This is a genomic window from Nakamurella endophytica (assembly GCF_014646215.1).
Classification (GTDB): Bacteria; Actinomycetota; Actinomycetes; order Mycobacteriales; family Nakamurellaceae; genus Nakamurella; species Nakamurella endophytica.
The window spans coordinates 371437-390244 of the sequence record NZ_BMNA01000004.1; the positions used below are offsets into that span (position 1 = coordinate 371437).

Here is an 18808-nt window from a genome sequence, read left to right on the forward strand (position 1 = left end):
CCGTCGCGCCCGTGCCAGGCGCCGCCGTCACACCCGCCGGAGCGGGACGGGGATCACCATGGGCTCGCTGTGGCCGCCTCGGGAACGGGCGACCGGGCGACCGGGCGGCACGTCGGAACAGGGTGTGGCAGGTGAGAGATTCGAACTCCCGTAGCTTGCGCGGCTGATTTACAGTCAGCTCCCTTTGGCCACTCGGGCAACCTGCCGTGCACGCCGCAGCGTGCGGGGCCAGAGTACAAGCTCCCCACCGCCCGGACACAATCGCACGCCCGGACCGTGCCGGTCGCCGGTGGCGGGCCGACCCCGGGGTACCGGTGCGTGGGGACGGTTCCCTCGCCGGCCCCCGCGCGGCTCGTGCCCGTTCCGCACGGGCGGCTACGGTCGCGGTGTACCGCTGCGGCCCTCCGGCCGCGGCCCGGATCACCGGGAGACGTCCCGCGCAACCGGCGGGGACGTCCGGTGGCGCCAGCCGGAAGGAGACGGTCGTCATGGCCGACCCGTCGTTCGACATCGTCAGCAAGGTCGACCGCCAGGAGGCGGACAACGCCCTGAACCAGGCGGCCAAGGAGCTGAGCCAGCGGTTCGACTTCCGCGGGGCCGACGCCGGCATCACCTGGTCCGGCGAGGAGTCGGTGGTGATCACGGCGTCCACGGCCGAGCGCTGCGCGGCCGCCATCGAGGTGTTCAAGGAGAAGCTGGTCAAGCGCGGCATCTCGCTGCGCTCGCTGGACATCGACGAGCCGGCTGCGTCCGGCAAGACCTACCGCGCCACCGGCCGCATCGTCCAGGGCATCGCCTCGGACAAGGCCAAGGCCATCGCCAAGCGGATCCGGGACGAGGGTCCCAAGGGCGTGCAGGCCCAGATCCAGGGTGACCAGCTGCGGGTCTCCGGCAAGAAGCGCGACGACCTGCAGGCGGTCATCGCGCTGCTCAAGAACGCCGACCTGGACGTCGCGCTGCAGTTCACCAACTACCGCTGATCCCCGTCCGGTCCGGCCCGCCGGCACCGTCCCAGGCGTGTGGTCCGGGCGCACCAGGCCGGTACGGCGCACCGGCCCGGTCCGGCCGGCGCCCGCAGGCATACGGTGTCCGGGACCGGAGCGCGGGACCGGGCGACGGCGGGCCGGCACCTGCCGGAGCGCGTCGCGGCCGGACCGGCGGAGAGCAGAGGTGGCAGGTGCGGGCAGGGTGGGTGTCCGGTGTCTCCGCCTACCTGCTGTGGGGGCTCTTCCCGCTGTTCTGGCCGCTGCTCGAGCCGGCCGGCGCCATCGAGGTCCTCGCGCACCGGATGATCTGGTCGCTGGTCGTCATGGTCCTGGTGCTGTCGGTGCTCCGCCGCTGGCGCGAGCTCCGCACGGCGTCGGCCCGGACCTGGGGCATGGTGGTCGCCGCCGCCCTGCTGATCACCGTCAACTGGGGCTTCTACATCTGGGCCGTGACGACCGGCCGGGTGCTCGACGCCGCGCTCGGCTACTTCATCAACCCGCTGGTGAGCGTGCTGCTCGGCGTCCTGGTGTTCCGGGAACGGCTCCGCCCGGCGACGTGGACCGCGGTGGGCATCGGCGCGCTCGCCGTAATGGTCATCTCGGTGGGCGGTGGCCGGTTCCCGTGGGTCGCCTTCGTCCTCGCCCTCAGCTTCGGGCTCTACGGGCTCGTGAAGAAGGTCATCCGGCTGGAGCCGGCCGCGTCGCTCACCGCGGAGGGGCTGGTGCTGCTGGTGCCGGCCACCGCGTACCTGACAGTGCTGCAGGCCACCGGCCACGGCACCTTCACCGACCACGGCGCCGGTCACACCCTGCTGCTGATCAGCGCCGGCGTGGTCACGGTGGTGCCGTTGCTGCTGTTCACCGCGGCGGCACGGGCGCTGCCGCTGTCGGTGGTGGGCTTCCTGCAGTACCTGACGCCGGTGGTGCAGTTCCTGCTGGGCGTCTTCTGGGCGCACGAGCACATGCCGGTCGGCCGCTGGGTCGGCTTCGTGCTGGTCTGGCTCGCCCTCGTGGTGCTCACCGTCGAAGGCCTGGCCCGCCGGCGGCGCGCGGCCGCCGACCGCCGGGCGGTGGCCGCGCGGCCGGTCGAGGACCCGCTCTCGCTCTGAGCGCCGGCGGGATCGGCCGGGCCTGGCCCGCCAGGCGCCCGGCCCTTGCCGGGGTCAGCGGGTGCGGTCGGTGACGTACCGGCTCAGCGACAGCAGGGCCCGCCGGGCCGACGAGTCCGGCAACGTCTCGAGTTCGGCCTGGGCCGTGCCGGTGTAGGACGCCAGGGTGGCGCGCGCCCGCTCGAGGCCGGGCGACCGGCGCAGCAGCGCCACCGCCTCCGCCAGCTCGTCGTCGGCGCGCAGCGGGTGGGACAGCAACTCGCGCAGGCGCGGATCGGCCGACGGGTCGGCCAGGGTGTACAGCACGGGCAGCGTCGGGACACCCTCGCGCAGGTCCGTGCCCGGGGTCTTGCCGGAGTCGTCCGACGCGATGTCGATGATGTCGTCGGAGATCTGGAACGCCACCCCGATGGCCCGCCCGTACCGACGCAGCGCCTTGGTGTCGGTCTCCGAGGCACCGGAGAACATGCCGCCGTACCAGGCGCAGGTGTCGATCAGCGCCGCGGTCTTCTGGTCGAGCACCCGCAGGTGGTGCTCGATCGGGTCGGCCCCGGGACGCGGTCCGACGGTCTCCTGGGTCTGCCCGGTGACCAGCTCGGCGAAGGTCTCGGCGATGATCCGGACGGCCTCGGTGCCCAGCCCGGCGACCAGCTTGGAGGCGTGCGCGAACAGGAAGTCGCCGGTCAGGATGGCCACCGAGTTGCCCCACCGGGCGTTGGCGGTCTTCGCCCCGCGGCGCAGGTCGGCCTCGTCCATGACGTCGTCGTGGTACAGCGTCGCCAGGTGGATCAGCTCCACGACGGCCGCCGCGGTGACCACCTCGTCGGCGTCCGGGCGCGGGCCCACACCGGCGGCGACCAGGGTGAACAGCGGGCGGAAGCGCTTGCCGCCGGCGTGCATCAGGTGCGAGGCGACCTCGGTGACGAACGGGAACTCGCTGATCACCTCGCGGTCGAGCAGTCGCTCGACCCGCTGCAACCCGTCCACGACGCGCGCGGCGAGATCCGGGTCGGCCAGTTCGATCCCGGCGAAGACGGTCGGGGTGTCCACCTCGTCACCCTAAGGGAGGCAGCCGCCCGGCCGGGTCGGCCGACCGCGGACGGCACCCGCTGTGGGCGCCGGCGCACGGCCGGTGAACCGGACAGGCACGACCGGCGCCGGGGCGCTCCGCCCGGGTCCGACACCGACGACACCGACGACACCGACGGCACCGACGGCACCGGGCGATTGCTGGGCGAGCGCGGCGCTGGACGGGCGCGGCGGCGGGGGGGCCCGGCTGCTGGGACGGCCGGCGGCTCAGCCGGTGAACGGGAACGGCACGGACAGCAGGTGCAGGAACCACGACGGGGCGATCCCGAGCACCAGCGTCACCACGACCGACAGCCCGATCACGATGGCGGTCAGCGGCCCGGGCACCACGACGTAGGGCTCCCCCGCGCCGTCCTCGGCCGCCCCGGCCGGTGGCGAGAAGTACATGAGCACGACGACCTTGAGGTAGAAGAACGCGGTGATCGCGGTCGCCACCATGGCCACCACCACCAGCGGCGCCATCCCGGCGCCCACGGCGGCCGTGAACACGCTGAGCTTGCCGATGAACCCGCTGGTCAGCGGGATCCCGGCGAACGAGAGCAGGAACAGGCTCATCGACGCGGCCAGCACCGGCGACCGGCGGGCCAGGCCCGCCCAGTCCGAGAGCCGGGACGCCTCCCCGGACCCGCGCCGCACCACCGTGAAGATCGCGAAAGCGCCGATCGTCGCGAAGCCGTAGGTCAAGAGGTAGAACATCGTGCCCGAGGCGCCCTGCTGGGACAGCGCCATGACGCCCAGGATGATGAAGCCGGCGTGGGCGACGGACGAGTACGCCAGCACGCGCTTCATGTCGGTCTGGGTGATGCCCAGCACCGCACCGATCAGCATCGACGCGATGGCGACCACCCACAGCACCGGCCGCCAGGTCCAGTACATGGGCTGCAGCGCCACCGAGAACACCCGCAGCATGGCGGCGAAGGCGGCGACCTTGGTGCAGGCCGCCATGAACGCGGTGACCGGCGTCGGGGCGCCCTGGTAGACGTCGGGCGTCCAGAGGTGGAACGGGCCGACCGACGCCTTGAACAGCAGGCCGACCGTGAGCAGCGCGATGCCGGCCAGCAGCAGGGTGTCGCTGCCCGAGCCGGCCGAGGCCCGCGCGGCGATGTCGGTGAAGCGGATGGAGCCGGCGTAGCCGTAGATCAGCGCGATGCCGTAGAGCAGCAGGGCCGAGGTGAACGCCCCGAGCAGGAAGTACTTGACCGCCGACTCCTGGGAGATCAGCCGGCGCCGGCGGGCCAGGCCGCACAGCAGGTAGAGCGGCAGGCTCAGCACCTCGAGCGCGACGAACAGCGTCAGCAGGTCGCTGGCAGCCGGGAACACCAACATGCCGCCGACCGCGAACAGGGTGAGCGGAAACACCTCGGTCTGCATCGGGGTGGCGACCTGGGTGGCCACCCGGTCGCGGGCGGACCCGACCCGGGCGGCCGCCTGCGCGACGAAGGCGCCGCCGGGCTCGGCGACCCGGTCGGCCATCAGCAGCACGCTGGGCAGGGCCAGCACCAGCAGCACGCCCCACATCACGTAGGTGCCGCCGTCGACCGCGACCGACCCGGCGAACGTGACGGCGTACCGGTGCCGGGACCCCTCGAGCAGCGTCCAGAAACCGGCCACGACGATGGCCGCCACCGTCAGGGTCACCTGCGCGGCGTACCGGCGCTCCCGGGGCAGCAGCGCCTCCAGCACCACGGCGACGCAGGCGGCGCCGAGCACGATCAGCACCGGCATGACGGCGGTCAGGTCGACCGACGGCGCGGTGATCGCGTCGGGGGGTGCCGCCTGCAGCACGGCGGCGACGCTGGCGGCGGTCACTGGCCCGTCCCTTCGAGGTGCACGGCGGCGGCGGGGACCCGGACGGTGGCTGCGGCGGTGACCGCGCCGGTGGCGCCCGCGGCGCCGGCCGGGACCCGCGGCGCCGGGTCGGTGTGCCCGGAGTCGACGACGGTCCGCTCCGCCGTGGGGTTGATGACGTCCAGCACCGGCTTGGGGTAGACGCCGAGGAACAGCACGAGGAGCACCAGCGGGGTGAGCACGCCGATCTCCCGGGGCGACAGGTCCCCGAAGCGGCGCCGGACCGCCGTCGTGACGCCTCTCGCCGTCCCGACCGGGGCGGCCACCGCGACGCCGCCGTGCCCGTACCGGTCGTCCGCCTCGCGCTGCGGCTGCTCGGTGAGGCCCCCCGACCCGGACGCCGGGCCCTCCGGGCCGCCGATGTCCAGGACCGCGGCGCCGCGGACGGGACCGGTCATGGTCCGCTGGAAGATCCAGAGCATGTAGACCGCGGCCAGCACGATGCCCGTGGTGCCGACGATCGCCCACGCCGGGTACCGGGTGAAGGTGCCGATGAGGACCATGAACTCGGAGACGAAGCTGTTGGTGCCCGGCACCGCGATGGTGGCCAGCGCGCCGACCAGCATCAGCCCGCCGAGCAGCGGCGCCACCTTCCACACGCCGCCGTAGTCGCCCACCAGGCGGGAGCCGCCGCGCGCGGTCAGCATGCCGACCACCAGGAACAGCAGCGCGGTGGCAATGCCGTGGTTGACCATGTACAGCACCGCGCCGCTGATCGCCTGAGTGGTGAAGGCGAAGACGCCCATGCAGATGAAGCCGAAGTGGGCGATCGAGGTGTACGTGACGAACCGCTTGAGGTCGGTCTGCCCGGCCGCGACGATGGCGCCGTAGAGGATGCCGAGCACCGCCAGCAGCAGGAACAGCCACGCCAGCCGGGAGCTGGCCAGCGGCAGCAGCGGCAGGCAGATCCGCAGGAAGCCGAAGGTGCCGACCTTGTCGAGCACGCCGACGAGCAGCGTGCCGGCGCCGACCGGGGCCTCGGCACCGGCGTCGGGCAGCCAGGTGTGCAGCGGGACCAGCGGCGCCTTGATCGCGAACGCCGCCGCGAAGCCGGCGAAGATCCACAGCTGGGTGCTCTCCGGGATCTGGCCGGCCAGCGAGCGCAGCGTGGCCCAGTCCAGGGTGCCGCCGAGGCCGGCGCGGGCCGGGGTGTTGCCCGACGCCACGTACAGCCCGATCAGCGACGCCAGCATGAGCAGCCCGCCGAGCAGCGAGTAGAGGAAGAACTTCGTCGCCGCGTACGTCCTGCGGACGCCGCCGAAGGCGCCGATCAGGAAGTACATCGGGATCAGCATGACCTCGAACAGCACATAGAACAGGAACACGTCGGTGGCCGCGAACACCCCGGTCATCGCCGCCTGCAGCACCAGGATCAGCGCGAAGTAGCCGCCGACCGTCCGGCCCTCGGGCAGCCGCTCCTCCCACGAGGCGCCCAGCACGATGGGCACCAGCAGGGCGATCAGGGCGATCATCACCAGCGAGATGCCATCCACGCCGAGGGAGAACGACACCCCGAAGGACGGGATCCAGTCGACCGAGAAGGTCTCCCGGAACGGTGGCGCGCCGGCGGTCCCCGCGCCCAGCTGGTCGCGCCGGTAGACCACCCACAGCACGACGGCCAGCACGAACTCGGCCAGCGAGAACAGCAGCGCCACCAGCTTGGCCGTCCGTGCCGACCCGCCACCCCCGCCGAGCGTCGCGGTCGCGATCGCGCCGATCAGCGGCAGCACGATCATCACCAAGAGGATCACGAGGACCTCACCAGGAGCAGGGCCACCGCGACGACCAGCGTCCCGGACAGCATCGACAGGGCGTAGGAGCGCACGAAGCCGTTCTGCCAGCGTCGCCATCCACCGGACAGGGCGGCGAGACCGCCAGCGGTGCCGTTCACCAGACCGTCGACGCCGCGGGCGTCGGTGGCCACCAGCAGCCGGCCGAGCACCATGCCCGGCCGGGCCACCAGGGTCTCGTTGACCGCGTTGCCGCCGGCGTCGGCGCGGGCGAAGGCGATCATGGGGTTGACCCGGGCCGGACGCTCGACCGGCACCGGCCGGCGCCCGACGAACAGGTAGGCCAGCACGACGCCGACCGCGATGAGCACCAGCGTGGCGATGGTGATCAGGGTCGCCGAGATGGGCGGCTCGGGCTCCTCGAACGCCCCGAGCGAGGGCGCCAGCCAGTTCGCCAGCCGGTGTCCCAGCGCCAGGAAGGCGCCGGCGCCGACCGAGCCGATGGCCAGCACGATCATCGGCCCGGTCATCACCGCGGGTGACTCGTGCGGGTGGTACGCCCGGCCGTCCGGCGCGGTGAGGTGCTCCCAGCGGGATTCGCCGAAGAACGTCATGATCATCAGCCGGGTCATGTAGAACGCCGTCAGCCCGGCGCCCAGCAGGGCGGCCCCGCCGAGCAGGGCACCGCGCACCCCGCCGGCGGCGAACGCCGCCTCGATGATCGGGTCCTTGGAGAAGTACCCGGACAGCAGCGGGAACCCGATCAGCGCCAGGTAGCCCAGCGCGAAGGTCACGAAGGTGATCGGCATCCGCCGCCACAGGCCGCCGAAGCGACGCATGTCGACGTCGTCGTTCATGGCGTGCATGACGCTGCCCGCACCGAGGAAAAGTCCGGCCTTGAAGAAGCCGTGGGTGAGCAGGTGCAGGATGCCCAGCGCGTACACGTTGGCCCCGAGCCCGACGGCCAGGAACATGTAGCCGATCTGCGAGACCGTCGAGTAGGCCAGCACCTTCTTGATGTCGTCCTTGGCGCACCCGGCGACGCAGCCGAGCAGCAGGGTGACCGCGCCGACGATGGTGACCACCAGCCGGCCGGTCGAGGTCAGGTCGTAGATCGGGTTGGACCGGGCGATCAGGTAGACGCCGGCCGTGACCATGGTCGCCGCGTGGATCAGCGCGGACACCGGCGTCGGGCCCTCCATGGCGTCCGGCAGCCACGCCTGCAGCGGCACCTGACCGGACTTGCCGCAGGCGCCGAGCAGCAGCAGCAGCGCGATGGCGGTGACCGTGGCCGGCGACTGCTCGGCGAGCCGGCCGATGCCCGCGAAGACGCCGGCGTAGGTGACGGTGCCGAGCTCGCGGAACAGCAGGAAGATCCCCAGCGCCAGCCCGACGTCGCCGACCCGGTTCATCAGGAACGCCTTCTTGGCCGCGGTGGCCGCCGACGGCCGGTCCGACCAGAAGCCGATCAAGAGGTAGGACGCCAGGCCGACGCCCTCCCACCCGAAGTACAGGCTGACGAAGTTGTCGCCCAGCACCAGCAGCAGCATCGCCGCCACGAACAGGTTCAGGTACCCGAAGAACTTGCGGCGCTCGGCGTCGTGCGCCATGTAGCCGATCGAGTAGACGTGGATCAACGACCCCACGCCGGTGATCAGCAGCACGAAGGTCAGCGACAGCGGGTCCAGCCACAGGCCGAGGTCCACGGTCATCGACCCGGCCGAGAACCAGTTCCACAGGTGCAGCGTCGAGATGCGGGCGTCGGCGCCGGACGAGGTGGTCGAGAAGAACACCACCAACCCGACGACGAAGGCCGCCACCACCGTCGCGCAGCCGACGAGGTGTCCGACCCGGTCCAGCGCCCGGCCGCCCACCAGCAGCACGATGCAGCCGGCCAGCGGCAGCGCGATCAGCAGCCAGGCCAGCGAACCGGCGCCGGTGGCGGTCCCGGGATCGGTGAGGCCCGCCGCCGCGCCCTCTCCGGGCGCGAGGGCGGCGGCCGCCCATACAGGTGTCACGACGCTGTTCCTCTCGAGCGGGCCGGCACCCGACGGGGCACCGGTGCGAGCACGGGGACGGGCACGGGGGTCAGAACTTGAGCAGGTTGGCGTCGTCGACCGAGGCGCTGCGGCGGCTCCGGAAGATCGACATGATGATCGCCAGGCCGACCACGACCTCGGCGGCGGCGACCACCATGACGAAGAAGGCCATCAGCACGCCGTCGAGGTTGCCGTGCATGCGGGCGAAGGTGACCAGCGACAGGTTGACCGCGTTGAGCATCAGCTCGATGCACATGAACACGACGATGGCGTTGCGGCGCACCAGCACACCCACCGCCCCGACACCGAACAGCAGCGCCGACAGGATCAGGTAGTGGTTGGGGTTCATTCGGTGGTCCCCCTGCTCGGTCCGGAGCTCTCGACGACCCGCGTGCCGTGCCGGTCGGCGTCGGCCGGGTCGGCCGGGTCGAGCCGGGTGCCGCCGGCGTGCGGATCGTCGAACGGGTCCACCTCGTCGGGGTCGCCGAGCCCGGGCCCGCCGTCCGCCCGCCGCGGGTGCTCGGCGGTCTCGATGGCGGCGAGCACCCGGCCGGAGCGGTAGGCCCGCACCACCCGCTGGCTCTCGCTCGGCTCGACCAGCCCGGACACGCTGCCCGGGGCGATGGAGCCGTCCGGCAGCAGCGCGGGCGTGGCGTTGGACGAGGACGTGGCGAACACGCCGGGACCGGGCAGCGGCGACATGCGCTCGGACCGCATCCGCTCGTGCACCCGCTGCCGCTGGGTGCGGCGCTCCCCCGGCGCCCGCTCGACGTGGGCCAGCACCATGGCGCCGACCGCCGCGGTGATCAGCAGGGCGCTCGTCAGCTCGAACGGGAACAGGTAGTCGGTGAACAGGGCGGCCGCCAGCGACCCGATCGGGCCACGCTGCGCCAGCGGCGTCTCCAGCCCGGCGAACCCGGCCGTGCGCAGCGCCCGGACGAACCCGGTGACCAGCAGGCCGACCATGCCGAGCCCAACCAGCGCCGCCGCCACCCGCTGCCCGCGCAGCACCTCGATGACCGAGTCGGCGGCGTCCCGGCCGGTGAGCATCAGCACGAACAGGAACAGCATCATGATCGCGCCGGTGTAGACGATGATCTGGGCGAACCCCAGGAACTGCGCGCCCTGCGCCATGTACAGGCAGCCCAGGCACAGCATCGTCACCACCAGCCAGAGCGCGGAGTGCACGGCGCCCCGGGAGAAGATCATCCCCACAGCGCCGAGCAGCGCCAGCGGCGCCAGGATCCAGAACGCGATCTGCTCGCCGCCGCCGGGTGCGGCCGCGGCCGCGTCGGCCGCCCGGGCCACCCCGGCCGCCAGCAGGGCGGCGCTCATCGGCCGTCCGCCCGGGGGGTGACGCCGCGCGGCACCGTCCCGGCCGTCCCGGCACCCGGCGGGACGCCCTCGGCCAGGCCCCCGGTCGGCGAGTCCAGCGGCGGGACGGAACCGTCCGGCTCCACGTGGGCGCCCTGCTCCTGCGCCTCGGAGCGGACCGCGCCGCGGCTGCGGACCAGCTCCGGCCCGCGCACGTAGTAGTCCTTCTCCTCGTCACCCAGCCGCATGGGGTGCGGCGGCTGCTCCATGCCGGGCAGCAGCGGGGCCAGCAGCCGGTCCTTGGTGTAGATCAGCCGCTGCCGGTCGTCGTCGGCCAGCTCGTACTCGTTGGTCATGGTCAGCGACCGGGTGGGACAGGCCTCGACGCAGAGCCCGCAGCCGATGCACCGCAGGTAGTTGATCTGGTAGTTCTTGCCGTACCGCTCCCCCGGCGAGTACCGGGCCTCCTCGGTGTTGTCACCGCCCTCGACGAAGATCGCGTCGGCCGGGCACGCCCAGGCGCACAGCTCGCAGCCGACGCACTTCTCCAGGCCGTCCGGATGCCGGTTCAGCTGGTGCCGGCCGTGCCACCGGGGCGCCGTCGGCTCGGGGTTGCGCGGGTAGTCCTCGGTCACCACCGGCTTGAACATGGTGGCGAAGGTGACGCCGAACCCCTTGACCGGATCAAGAAACGACATCGCGACCTCCTTGCGAGCCGGTGCCGGCCGGCACCGCCTGCGGCTGCTGGGCGGGTGCTGCGGGGTCCGCCGGCGCCGGGGGCAGCGCGGCGCGGCGCGGCGACACCGGGACGACCAGGTCCAGCGGCGGTACCGGGAAGGCGCCGAGGCGCGGCGCGACCACCCCGCTGCCGCCGGACGGCCCGTCCGTGGCGGGGCCGGCCGCGACGTCGTCCGGACGCTCGCCGTCCGGGCCGGTGCGCCGGCGCTGCGGCCACACCGCCGCCAGCACCAGCAGCACCACCAGCGGGATGCCCATGTAGAGCAGCACCTGCCGGGTGGACAGGTCGGTGGCGGTGTTGAGCACCCGGGCGGTGCCGATCAGCACGATCCACACCAGCGAGACCGGCACCAGCACCTTCCAGCCCATGTGCATGAACTGGTCGTAGCGGATGCGCGGCAGCGACCCGCGGATCCAGACGAAGAAGAAGAGGAACAGCAGCACCTTGACCAGGAACCAGACCAGCGTCACCCAGCCGGAGTTCAGACCCGGGATCCGGGACAGCGGCCACGGTGCCCGCCAGCCGCCGAGGAACAACGTCGTGGCGATGGCCGAGACGTTGATCATGTTGATGTACTCGGCGAGGAAGAAAGTACCGAAGCGCATCCCGGAGTACTCGGTGTTGAACCCGCCGACCAGCTCGCCCTCGGCCTCGGCCATGTCGAACGGCGCCCGGTTGGTCTCGCCGACCATGGACACCACGTAGACCACGAACGAGACCGGCAGCAGCCAGATGTACCAGCCGCCGGTCTGCTGCTGCACGATCGCCGAGGTGGACAGCGTCCCGGAGTAGAGGAACACCGCGACGAAGCTGAGCCCCATCGCCACCTCGTAGGAGATCAGCTGCGCCGCCGAGCGGAGCCCGCCCAGCAGGGGGTAGGTCGAGCCGGACGCCCAGCCGCCCAGCACGATGCCGTAGACGCCGATCGAGGCGAACGCCAGCGCGGCCAGCACCCCGACCGACAGGTCGGTCAGCTGCAGCGCGGTGTGGTGGCCGAACATCGAGACCGGGCCGCCCAGCGGGATGATCGAGAAGGTCAGGAACGCCGGGATGGCGGCCATGATCGGCGCGGCGATGAACACCACCTTGTCCGCCCTGGCCGGGATGATGCCTTCCTTGAAGATCAGCTTGATGGCGTCGGCCAGCGACTGCAGCAGGCCGAACGGGCCGTTCCAGTTCGGCCCGGGCCGGTGCTGCATGCGGCCGACGACCCGCCGCTCGAACCAGATCGCGAACAGCGTGAGCAGCAGCAGCGCCGCGAAGATGACCACCGCCTTGATCAGGCTCAGCCACCACGGGTCGTTGGCCAGCAGGTCCTGCACCGAGCCGTCCGGTGTCAGGCCGGGCGACACGTCGCCGGGCAGCCGCACCGCCGGCACGACCGCCGGCTGCGCCGCGGCCGGGCCGGCCAGGATCAGCGGAGCGTGCATCACAGTCCCTCCCCCCCGGCCGCCGGCCGCACCCTGACCCGGTCACCCGACCCGGCGCCCAGCAGGGCGACCAGCGGCGTGGCGCGGATGCGACCGGGGAGCCAGACCGCCTCGTCCACCATCGCGGTCACCTGCAGCGGCAGCGTCACAGTGCCACCGGACGGTCCGTGGACCTGCACCGGCGCGCCGTCGCCGACGCCCAGCAGCTCGGCGGCCCGCGGCGACAGCCGGACCACGTCCGGCCGCGCCGTCCCGGCCAGGTGCGGCTCGCCGTCGAGCAGCCGGCCGCCGTCCAGCGCGGTCCGCCACGACACCAGCACGAAGCCCTGGCCGTCCCTGGGTGCGGTGCCCGCCGGACCGCGGCGGGCGTCCGCGGGTCCCGGGGCCGTCCCCGGCGACGTCCCGCCCGCGGGCGCCGGCGGCACGGCCCTGGCCATGTCGGCACGGGCCGCGACCGGCGTCTGGGTGTAGAGGTCGACGTCCATCTCGACACCGAGGGTGTCCAGCACCCGGCCGTCGTCGAGCACGCCCGGGGTCGGCAGCGCTGCGTCGAACGGCCGGTGCCGGCCCTCCCAGTCCAAGAAGGCGCCGGACTTCTGCGTCACCGCGGCGACCGGCAGCACCACGTCGGCCAGCGCCGTCACCGCGCTGGCGCGGATCTCCAGGCTCACCACGAAGCCGGTCGCGGCGACGGCGGCGAGCGCGGCGGCCGGGTCGGGCAGGTCGTCGAGCTCGACGCCGCCGAGCAGCAGCCCGGCCAGCCCCGGTTCCGCCGGTGCCTGCGGGCCCGGTGCGACCGCGGCGTCCTCGTGTTCCCCGGTGACCAGGTCGCGCAGGTGGTGCACGGCCCCGGACACCGACCCGGCCACCGTCTCCACCACCCGCTCGACCAGGCCCACCGCCCCGTGCCCGGCAGGCCGGTCGTCGGCCGCCGGCGACTCGGCCGGTCGAGGCAGGTCCGGCGACGGCGCCGGCCCGACGAGGCCCAGGGCCCGCTCGTCGCGCTCGGCCCGGGCCAGCACCGAGGCGATCATCGCCGCGGTGTCCCGGCCGGGACGGGCCGGCAGCTCGACGCCCCAGGCCTGCTCGACGTGGGCGCGGGCGGCCGGGTCGGTGACCGGCCGGCCGCCGGGCAGCAGGCCGGGCAGCGCGCCGGCCTCGAGAGCGCCGCGCTCGCCGGCGCGCCGCGGCACCCAGGCCAGCCGGGCGCCGGTGGCGTCGGCGAGCCGGCCGACCGCGGTGAGCAGGCCGGGGGTCTCCGCCGCGCGCTCGCCGACCAGCACGACGGCGCCGGAGGCACGCAGCAGCTGTCCGGCCCGGTTGCGGTCGGCCGCCGCAGCACCCGCGACGACGGGGCGGGCGTCGGCGGTCAGGTCGGCCAGCAGGTCCGCCTCCGCGCCCGGCAGTGCCGGGAGGAGCGTCGCGGACAGCTTGCGGCTGCCCCGGCTCTCCACGGCGCCGACGGTGAAGACGGGCACGCCGCGGCGGGCCGCCTTGCGCAGCCGCAGGAACAGGATCGGCGACTCGTCCTCGGGTTCCAGCGCGACCAGCAGCACGGCCGGGGCCGCCTCCAGATCGGCGTAGGTCGGGCCACCGGTGGACGGCGTCACGCCGGCGACCCGGTCGGCCAGGAAGGAGGCCTCCTCGGCGCTGTGCCGCCGGGCCCGGAAGTCGACGTCGTTGGTCCGCAGCGCCACCCGGGCGAACTTGGCGTACGCGTAGGCGTCGGTGACGGTCAGCCGGCCGCCGGTCAGCACGCCGACCCCGCCGTCGTCCCGGGCGCGGGCCAGGCCCTGCGCCGCGGCCGTCATGGCGTCGGTCCAGGACGCCGGCTGCAGCTGTCCGTCCGCGTCCCGCACCAGCGGGCGGGCGAGCCGGTCACCTTCGTGCAGGTAGCCGAAGCCGAACCGGCCCTTGTCGCAGTTCCACTCCTCGTTGACCTCGGGGTCCGGCGCGGCCAGCCGGCGCATGACCACGCCCGTGCGGTGGTCGGTGCGCAGCGCGCAGCCGCTGGCGCAGTGCTCGCACACGGTGCCGGTGGACACCAGGTCGAACGGTCGGGACCGGAACCGGTAGGCGGTGGAGGTCAACGCCCCGACCGGGCAGATCTGGATGGTGTTGCCGGAGAAGTAGCTCTGGAACGGCTCGTCCGAGTTGATGCCGATCTGCTGCGAGGAGCCGCGCTCGAGCAGGTCGATGAACCGGTCGCCGGCGATCTGGTCGGAGAACCGGGTGCACCGCTGGCAGAGCACGCAGCGCTCGCGGTCGAGCAGGATCTCGGTCGACACCGGCACCGGCTTGGTGAAGACCCGCTTGGCCTCGTGCATCCGGGACGTCGCCGAGCCGTTGGCCAGGGTCTGGTTCTGCAGCGGGCACTCGCCGCCCTTGTCGCAGATCGGGCAGTCCAGCGGGTGGTTGAGCAGGAGGAACTCCAGGTTGCTCCGCTGCGCCTTCTCGGCCACCGGCGAGGTGACCTGGGTGCGCACCACCATCCCGTCGCCGACGGTCTGCGTGCAGGAGGCCTGCGGCTTGGGCATCGGCCGGCCGCCCATCTCGACCTCGACCAGGCACTGCCGGCAGGCACCCACCGGATCCAGCAGCGGGTGGTCGCAGAACCGCGGGATGGCGATACCGATGCGTTCGGCGGCCCGGATGACCAGCTCGCCCTTGGGCGCGTCGACGGTGATCCCGTCGATGGTCAGCCGGACGTGCCCCGGCGGTACCGGCCGGTCCTCGCCGTCGCCGGTGCCTCCGGCCGCCGGTGGCGTCGCAACCTGCGTCATCGCTGTCGCCCCTCTCGGGCCCGTGCCCGGTGCACCGCTCGTCCGTCCGTTGCCGTGCCGGCCGCCGCCGCCGGGGCGGGGCCGGTCCGTCCCCTAGTGCGCACCGACCAGCTGCCGGGCGTCGATGACCGGCGGAGTCCGTCCGGACACCAGGTCCTCGTACTCGCCGCGGAAGTACTTGAAGCTGGACAGGATCGGCGTCGCCGCGGCGTCGCCGAGGGCGCAGAAGCTGCGCCCGGCGATGTTGGCGGCGGCGTCGGTCAGGGTGTCCAGGTCCTCGGGCGTGCCGGCGCCGCTGACCACCCGCCGCAGGATCTGCACCAGCCAGCCTGTCCCCTCGCGGCACGGCGTGCACTTGCCGCACGACTCATGCTTGTAGAACTCGAGCCACTTCCACACCGCCCAGGGCACGGAGACGGTCTCGTTGAAGCACATCAGCGCGGTCGTACCGAGCATGGACCCGGCGGCGGCGACGTCGTCGAACGACAGCGGCACGTCCAGGTGCTCCGGGGTGAAGATCGGCGTCGAGGAGCCGCCGGGGGTGAAGAACTTCAACGGGATGCCGTCGAGCATGCCGCCCGCCGAGACCAGCAGCTGCCGCAGCGTGGTGCCCATCGGGGCCTCGTACTGACCGGGCCGGGTGACGTGCCCGGACAGCGAGTAGATCTTGGGCCCGGGCGACTTCTCGGTCCCCATGGACCGGTACCAGTCGCTGCCGCCCAGCACGATGGCCGGGACGGAGGCGATGGTCTCGACGTTGTTCACCACGGTCGGGCTGGCGTACAGGCCGGCGACGGCCGGGAACGGCGGCTTGAGCCGCGGCTGCCCGCGCCGGCCCTCCAGCGAGTCCAGCAGCGCGGTCTCCTCGCCGCAGATGTAGGCGCCGGCCCCGGCGTGCACGACGATCTCCAGGTCGAACCCGGAACCCAGGATGTCCCGGCCGAGGAAACCCGCCTCGCGGGCCTCGCGGACCGCGGCGGTCACCCGGCGGATGGCGTGCAGCGCCTCGCCGCGGATGTAGATGGCGCAGAACGGGGCGCGGATCGCGTAGCAGGTGATGATGCAGCCCTCGACCAGGGCGTGCGGGTCGGCCATCATGTACGGCACGTCCTTGCAGGTGCCGGGCTCGCCCTCGTCCGCGTTGACCACCAGGTAGTGCGGCTTGCCGTCGCCCTGCGGCAGGAACGACCACTTCATGCCGGTGGGGAACCCGGCCCCGCCGCGGCCGCGCAGGCCGGACGCCTTCATCAGCTCGACCAGCCGGCCCGGCTCCACGGCCAGGGCCTGCGGCAGCGCCTGGTAGCCGTCGAGGCTGCGGTAGCTCGCAAGCGTCCACGACGACGGCGCGGACCAGCGGCGGGTGAGCACCGGGGTCAGCGCGGCGCCACCGCCCTCCTGCGCCGGCTGTCCGGCGGACAGCGGCGACGATCCGGATGCGCTCATCGCGGGGTGCTCCTCTGGTGCGGGACGGGCAGATCCGGACGGGTGGGTGATCCGCCGGTCACCGGCGGCACGACGGCCCCGGTCCGGGCGGCGGTGCCGGTCGGGTGGGTGCGGCTCACTTCTTCTCCGGCAGCGGCGGGATCTCGTGGTGGTCGGGCATCGGCGGCGCCGACTGCCCGGTCCGCTCGGCCAGCTCGTTGCCGCGGAGGGTCTCCACGGAGGCCGACGGCCCGGCCACCGCGGTGACCGGATCCACCGGGAACCCGGCGATCTCCAGCTCCGCGGTGCGGAAGTCGGTGAGCGGGGCGCCCCGGGTGGGCGCCGGCCGCTCGCCGCGCTGCAGTGCGGTCACCAGGTCCAGCGCCGAGTCCGGGCTCTGCCGGTCGTAGAACTCGTAGTCGACCTGCAGCACCGGCCCGTGGTCGCAGGCCGCCAGGCACTCGGCGCTCTCCAGCGTGACCGACCCCGGAGCCCCCGGGACGCCGGCGGTCCCGTTGTCGGCGACGCCCAGGTGGTCGGACAGCGTGCGGTGGATCGCGTCGCCGCCGAGCACCGCGCACAGGGTGTTGGTGCAGACGCTGACCAGGTGCTCGCCGCACGGCTGCCGCTTGTACATGGTGTAGAAGGTGGCCACCGCGGAGACCTCCGCCGCGGTGAGACCCAGCGTGCCGGCACAGAAGTCGATCCCGTCCTGGGACACGAACCCCTCCACCGACTGCACCAGGTGCAGCAACGGCAGCAGCGCCGACCGGCTCTGCGGGTAGCGGCCGACCAGCTCGGCAGCCCTGGCCCGGGTCACCTCGTCGAAGACGGTGCCCGTGCGCAGGAACTCGGGCACGCCGAGCCGCCGGCTCACGCCGTGCCCCTCCGCCGGCCCGCTGCGGTGGGCCTGGTGTGCCTGCGTCACCGGTCGACGCCTCCCATCACCGGGTCGATGGACGCCACCGCGGCGACCACGTCCGCGATCATGCCGCCTTCCGACATCGCCGGCATGGATTGCAGGTTCACGAAACTCGGGTCGCGCAGGTGCACCCGGAACGGCCGCGTCCCGCCGTCGGACACCAGCTGGCAGCCCAGCTCGCCGCGCGGCGACTCGACGGCCGTGTAGACCTGGCCGGCCGGCACCGCGAAACCCTCGGTGACCAGCTTGAAGTGGTGGATCAGCGACTCCATCGACTCGCCCATGATCTGCCGGATGTACTCGAGCGAGTTGCCCATGCCGTCGCTGCCGAGCGACAGCTGGGCCGGCCAGCCGATCTTCCGGTCGGTCACCATGACCGGACCCGGCTCGGCCAGCTTGGCCAGCGCCTGCTCCATGATCCTGAGCGATTCGTGGATCTCCGCCAGCCGCAACCGGAACCGCGCGAAGCAGTCCGCCTCGGTCGCCGTCGGCACCTCGAAGTCGTACTCCTCGTAGCCGCTGTACGGCATGGTCTTGCGGAGGTCCCAGGGCAGGCCGGCGGAGCGGAGGACCGGGCCGGTCACGCCCAGCTGCATGCACGCCTCCAGCGGCAGCACGCCGATCCCCTCCGTGCGGCCCTGCCAGATCGGTTGCCCGGTCAGCAGTTTGTCGTACTCGGGCAGCCGGCTGCGCATGACCTCCAGGAACGCCTGCACCCGCTCGCGGTAGCCCTCGGGGAGCTCCTGGGCGACCCCGCCGGGACGGATGAACGCCATGTTCATCCGCAGGCCGGTGAGGAACTCCATCAGGTGCAGCGCCTCCTCCCGCTCCCGGAAGCCGGCCGTCATGCCGGTCAGCGCGCCCAGCTCCATGCCGCCGGTGGCCAGCGCCACCAGGTGCGAGGAGATCCGGGTCAGCTCCATCAGCAGCACCCGGATGACCTGCGCGCGACGCGGCACCTCGATGCCGAGCAGCTTCTCGACCGCCATGCAGTACACGGCCTCGTTGAAGGCGGGCGACAGGTAGTCCGCGCGGGTGAGGAACGTGACGCCCTGCGTCCAGTTGCGGAACTCGCAGGACTTCTCGATCCCGGTGTGCAGGTAGCCGATCACCGACCGGGCCTGGGTGACGGTCTCGCCCTCGATCTCCAGGATCAGCCGGAGCACGCCGTGGGTGGACGGATGCTGCGGACCCATGTTGACGATGATGCGTTCGTCGGACTCGAAACCGCCGTCCGCGCCGGCGGGCTCGCCGCCGACCTCGCTGACCAGGTCGTCCCAGTCGCCGCCGGTGACGGTGAACATCCGGCCCTCGGTGGTCCGGGTCTCCCGGCTGTGCCGGGGGCCGTCCGGCACCGCTCCGGGCGTCTCCGGCGTCCTGCTGCGCGTCATGGCCCC

Annotated in this window: 14 protein-coding genes and 1 tRNA gene; 2 read left to right on the top strand and 13 right to left on the bottom strand. The window is 73.1% G+C overall.

Going from position 1 to position 18808, the window contains the following annotated elements; translation table 11 throughout:
- Positions 1 to 125: 125 nt before the first annotated feature.
- Positions 126 to 206 (bottom strand) — tRNA-Tyr (locus tag IEY37_RS12245).
- Between the two features lie 282 nt (positions 207 to 488).
- Here IEY37_RS12245 and IEY37_RS12250 point away from each other — a divergent pair.
- Complete coding sequence (locus IEY37_RS12250; protein WP_188941853.1) at positions 489 to 980, top strand: YajQ family cyclic di-GMP-binding protein; 492 nt, start codon at positions 489 to 491, stop codon at positions 978 to 980.
- A gap of 197 nt (positions 981 to 1177) precedes the next feature.
- Complete coding sequence (gene rarD, locus IEY37_RS12255) at positions 1178 to 2095, top strand: EamA family transporter RarD (RefSeq protein WP_188941855.1); 918 nt, start codon at positions 1178 to 1180, stop codon at positions 2093 to 2095.
- 54 nt (positions 2096 to 2149) lie between these two features.
- Here the strand turns inward: rarD and IEY37_RS12260 are convergent, their stop codons facing one another.
- The 12 genes from IEY37_RS12260 to IEY37_RS12315 form a co-directional block, all read right to left on the bottom strand.
- The gene (locus IEY37_RS12260) at positions 2150 to 3145 is read right to left on the bottom strand and encodes a polyprenyl synthetase family protein (protein ID WP_188941858.1); all 996 of its coding nucleotides are present in this window, start codon (positions 3143 to 3145) and stop codon (positions 2150 to 2152) included.
- A 246-nt stretch (positions 3146 to 3391) separates the two neighbouring features.
- On the bottom strand, positions 3392 to 4993 hold the full coding sequence (nuoN, locus tag IEY37_RS12265; RefSeq protein WP_229674339.1) for an NADH-quinone oxidoreductase subunit NuoN: 1602 nt from the start codon (positions 4991 to 4993) through the stop codon (positions 3392 to 3394).
- Positions 4990 to 6768 carry a complex I subunit 4 family protein gene (locus IEY37_RS12270; RefSeq protein WP_188942365.1) on the bottom strand — a complete coding sequence of 593 codons (1779 nt, stop codon included), beginning with the start codon at positions 6766 to 6768 and terminating at the stop codon, positions 4990 to 4992. Before IEY37_RS12270 ends, nuoN begins: the two co-directional genes overlap by 4 nt.
- Positions 6769 to 6779: 11 nt before the next feature.
- On the bottom strand, positions 6780 to 8780 hold the full coding sequence (gene nuoL / locus IEY37_RS12275; RefSeq protein WP_188941860.1) for an NADH-quinone oxidoreductase subunit L: 2001 nt from the start codon (positions 8778 to 8780) through the stop codon (positions 6780 to 6782).
- Between the two features lie 70 nt (positions 8781 to 8850).
- Positions 8851 to 9150, bottom strand: a complete 300-nt coding sequence (nuoK, locus tag IEY37_RS12280) for an NADH-quinone oxidoreductase subunit NuoK (RefSeq protein ID WP_188941862.1) — start codon at positions 9148 to 9150, stop codon at positions 8851 to 8853.
- The gene (locus IEY37_RS12285; protein ID WP_188941864.1) at positions 9147 to 10136 is read right to left on the bottom strand and encodes an NADH-quinone oxidoreductase subunit J; all 990 of its coding nucleotides are present in this window, start codon (positions 10134 to 10136) and stop codon (positions 9147 to 9149) included. The genes nuoK and IEY37_RS12285 overlap by 4 nt, the downstream gene beginning before the upstream one ends.
- Entirely contained in the window at positions 10133 to 10813 is a 681-nt protein-coding gene (gene nuoI / locus IEY37_RS12290) for an NADH-quinone oxidoreductase subunit NuoI (protein ID WP_229674341.1), read from the bottom strand. Before nuoI ends, IEY37_RS12285 begins: the two co-directional genes overlap by 4 nt.
- Complete coding sequence (gene nuoH, locus IEY37_RS12295; protein WP_188941866.1) at positions 10800 to 12284, bottom strand: NADH-quinone oxidoreductase subunit NuoH; 1485 nt, start codon at positions 12282 to 12284, stop codon at positions 10800 to 10802. The genes nuoI and nuoH overlap by 14 nt, the downstream gene beginning before the upstream one ends.
- Positions 12284 to 15067: an NADH-quinone oxidoreductase subunit G gene (locus IEY37_RS12300; protein WP_229674342.1), complete on the bottom strand. Its 2784-nt coding sequence runs from the start codon at positions 15065 to 15067 to the stop codon at positions 12284 to 12286. The genes nuoH and IEY37_RS12300 overlap by 1 nt, the downstream gene beginning before the upstream one ends.
- Before the next feature lie 93 nt (positions 15068 to 15160).
- Positions 15161 to 16510, bottom strand: coding sequence for an NADH-quinone oxidoreductase subunit NuoF (gene nuoF / locus IEY37_RS12305; RefSeq protein WP_188941868.1), 1350 nt, complete (start codon positions 16508 to 16510; stop codon positions 15161 to 15163).
- A 115-nt stretch (positions 16511 to 16625) separates the two neighbouring features.
- Entirely contained in the window at positions 16626 to 17366 is a 741-nt protein-coding gene (nuoE, locus tag IEY37_RS12310) for an NADH-quinone oxidoreductase subunit NuoE (RefSeq protein WP_188942367.1), read from the bottom strand.
- A gap of 47 nt (positions 17367 to 17413) precedes the next feature.
- Complete coding sequence (locus tag IEY37_RS12315; RefSeq protein WP_188941870.1) at positions 17414 to 18802, bottom strand: NADH-quinone oxidoreductase subunit D; 1389 nt, start codon at positions 18800 to 18802, stop codon at positions 17414 to 17416.
- Positions 18803 to 18808: the final 6 nt, after the last annotated feature.

Coding starts and splice junctions, on each gene's coding strand:
- IEY37_RS12250 (WP_188941853.1), top strand. CDS start 489: ATGGCCGACCCGTCGTTCGACATCGTCAGCAAGGTCGACCGCCAGGAG.
- IEY37_RS12270 (WP_188942365.1), bottom strand. CDS start 6,768: ATGATCGTGCTGCCGCTGATCGGCGCGATCGCGACCGCGACGCTCGGC.
- nuoK (WP_188941862.1), bottom strand. CDS start 9,150: ATGAACCCCAACCACTACCTGATCCTGTCGGCGCTGCTGTTCGGTGTC.
- IEY37_RS12285 (WP_188941864.1), bottom strand. CDS start 10,136: ATGAGCGCCGCCCTGCTGGCGGCCGGGGTGGCCCGGGCGGCCGACGCG.
- nuoI (WP_229674341.1), bottom strand. CDS start 10,813: ATGTCGTTTCTTGATCCGGTCAAGGGGTTCGGCGTCACCTTCGCCACC.
- nuoH (WP_188941866.1), bottom strand. CDS start 12,284: ATGCACGCTCCGCTGATCCTGGCCGGCCCGGCCGCGGCGCAGCCGGCG.
- IEY37_RS12300 (WP_229674342.1), bottom strand. CDS start 15,067: ATGACGCAGGTTGCGACGCCACCGGCGGCCGGAGGCACCGGCGACGGC.
- nuoF (WP_188941868.1), bottom strand. CDS start 16,510: ATGAGCGCATCCGGATCGTCGCCGCTGTCCGCCGGACAGCCGGCGCAG.
- IEY37_RS12315 (WP_188941870.1), bottom strand. CDS start 18,802: ATGACGCGCAGCAGGACGCCGGAGACGCCCGGAGCGGTGCCGGACGGC.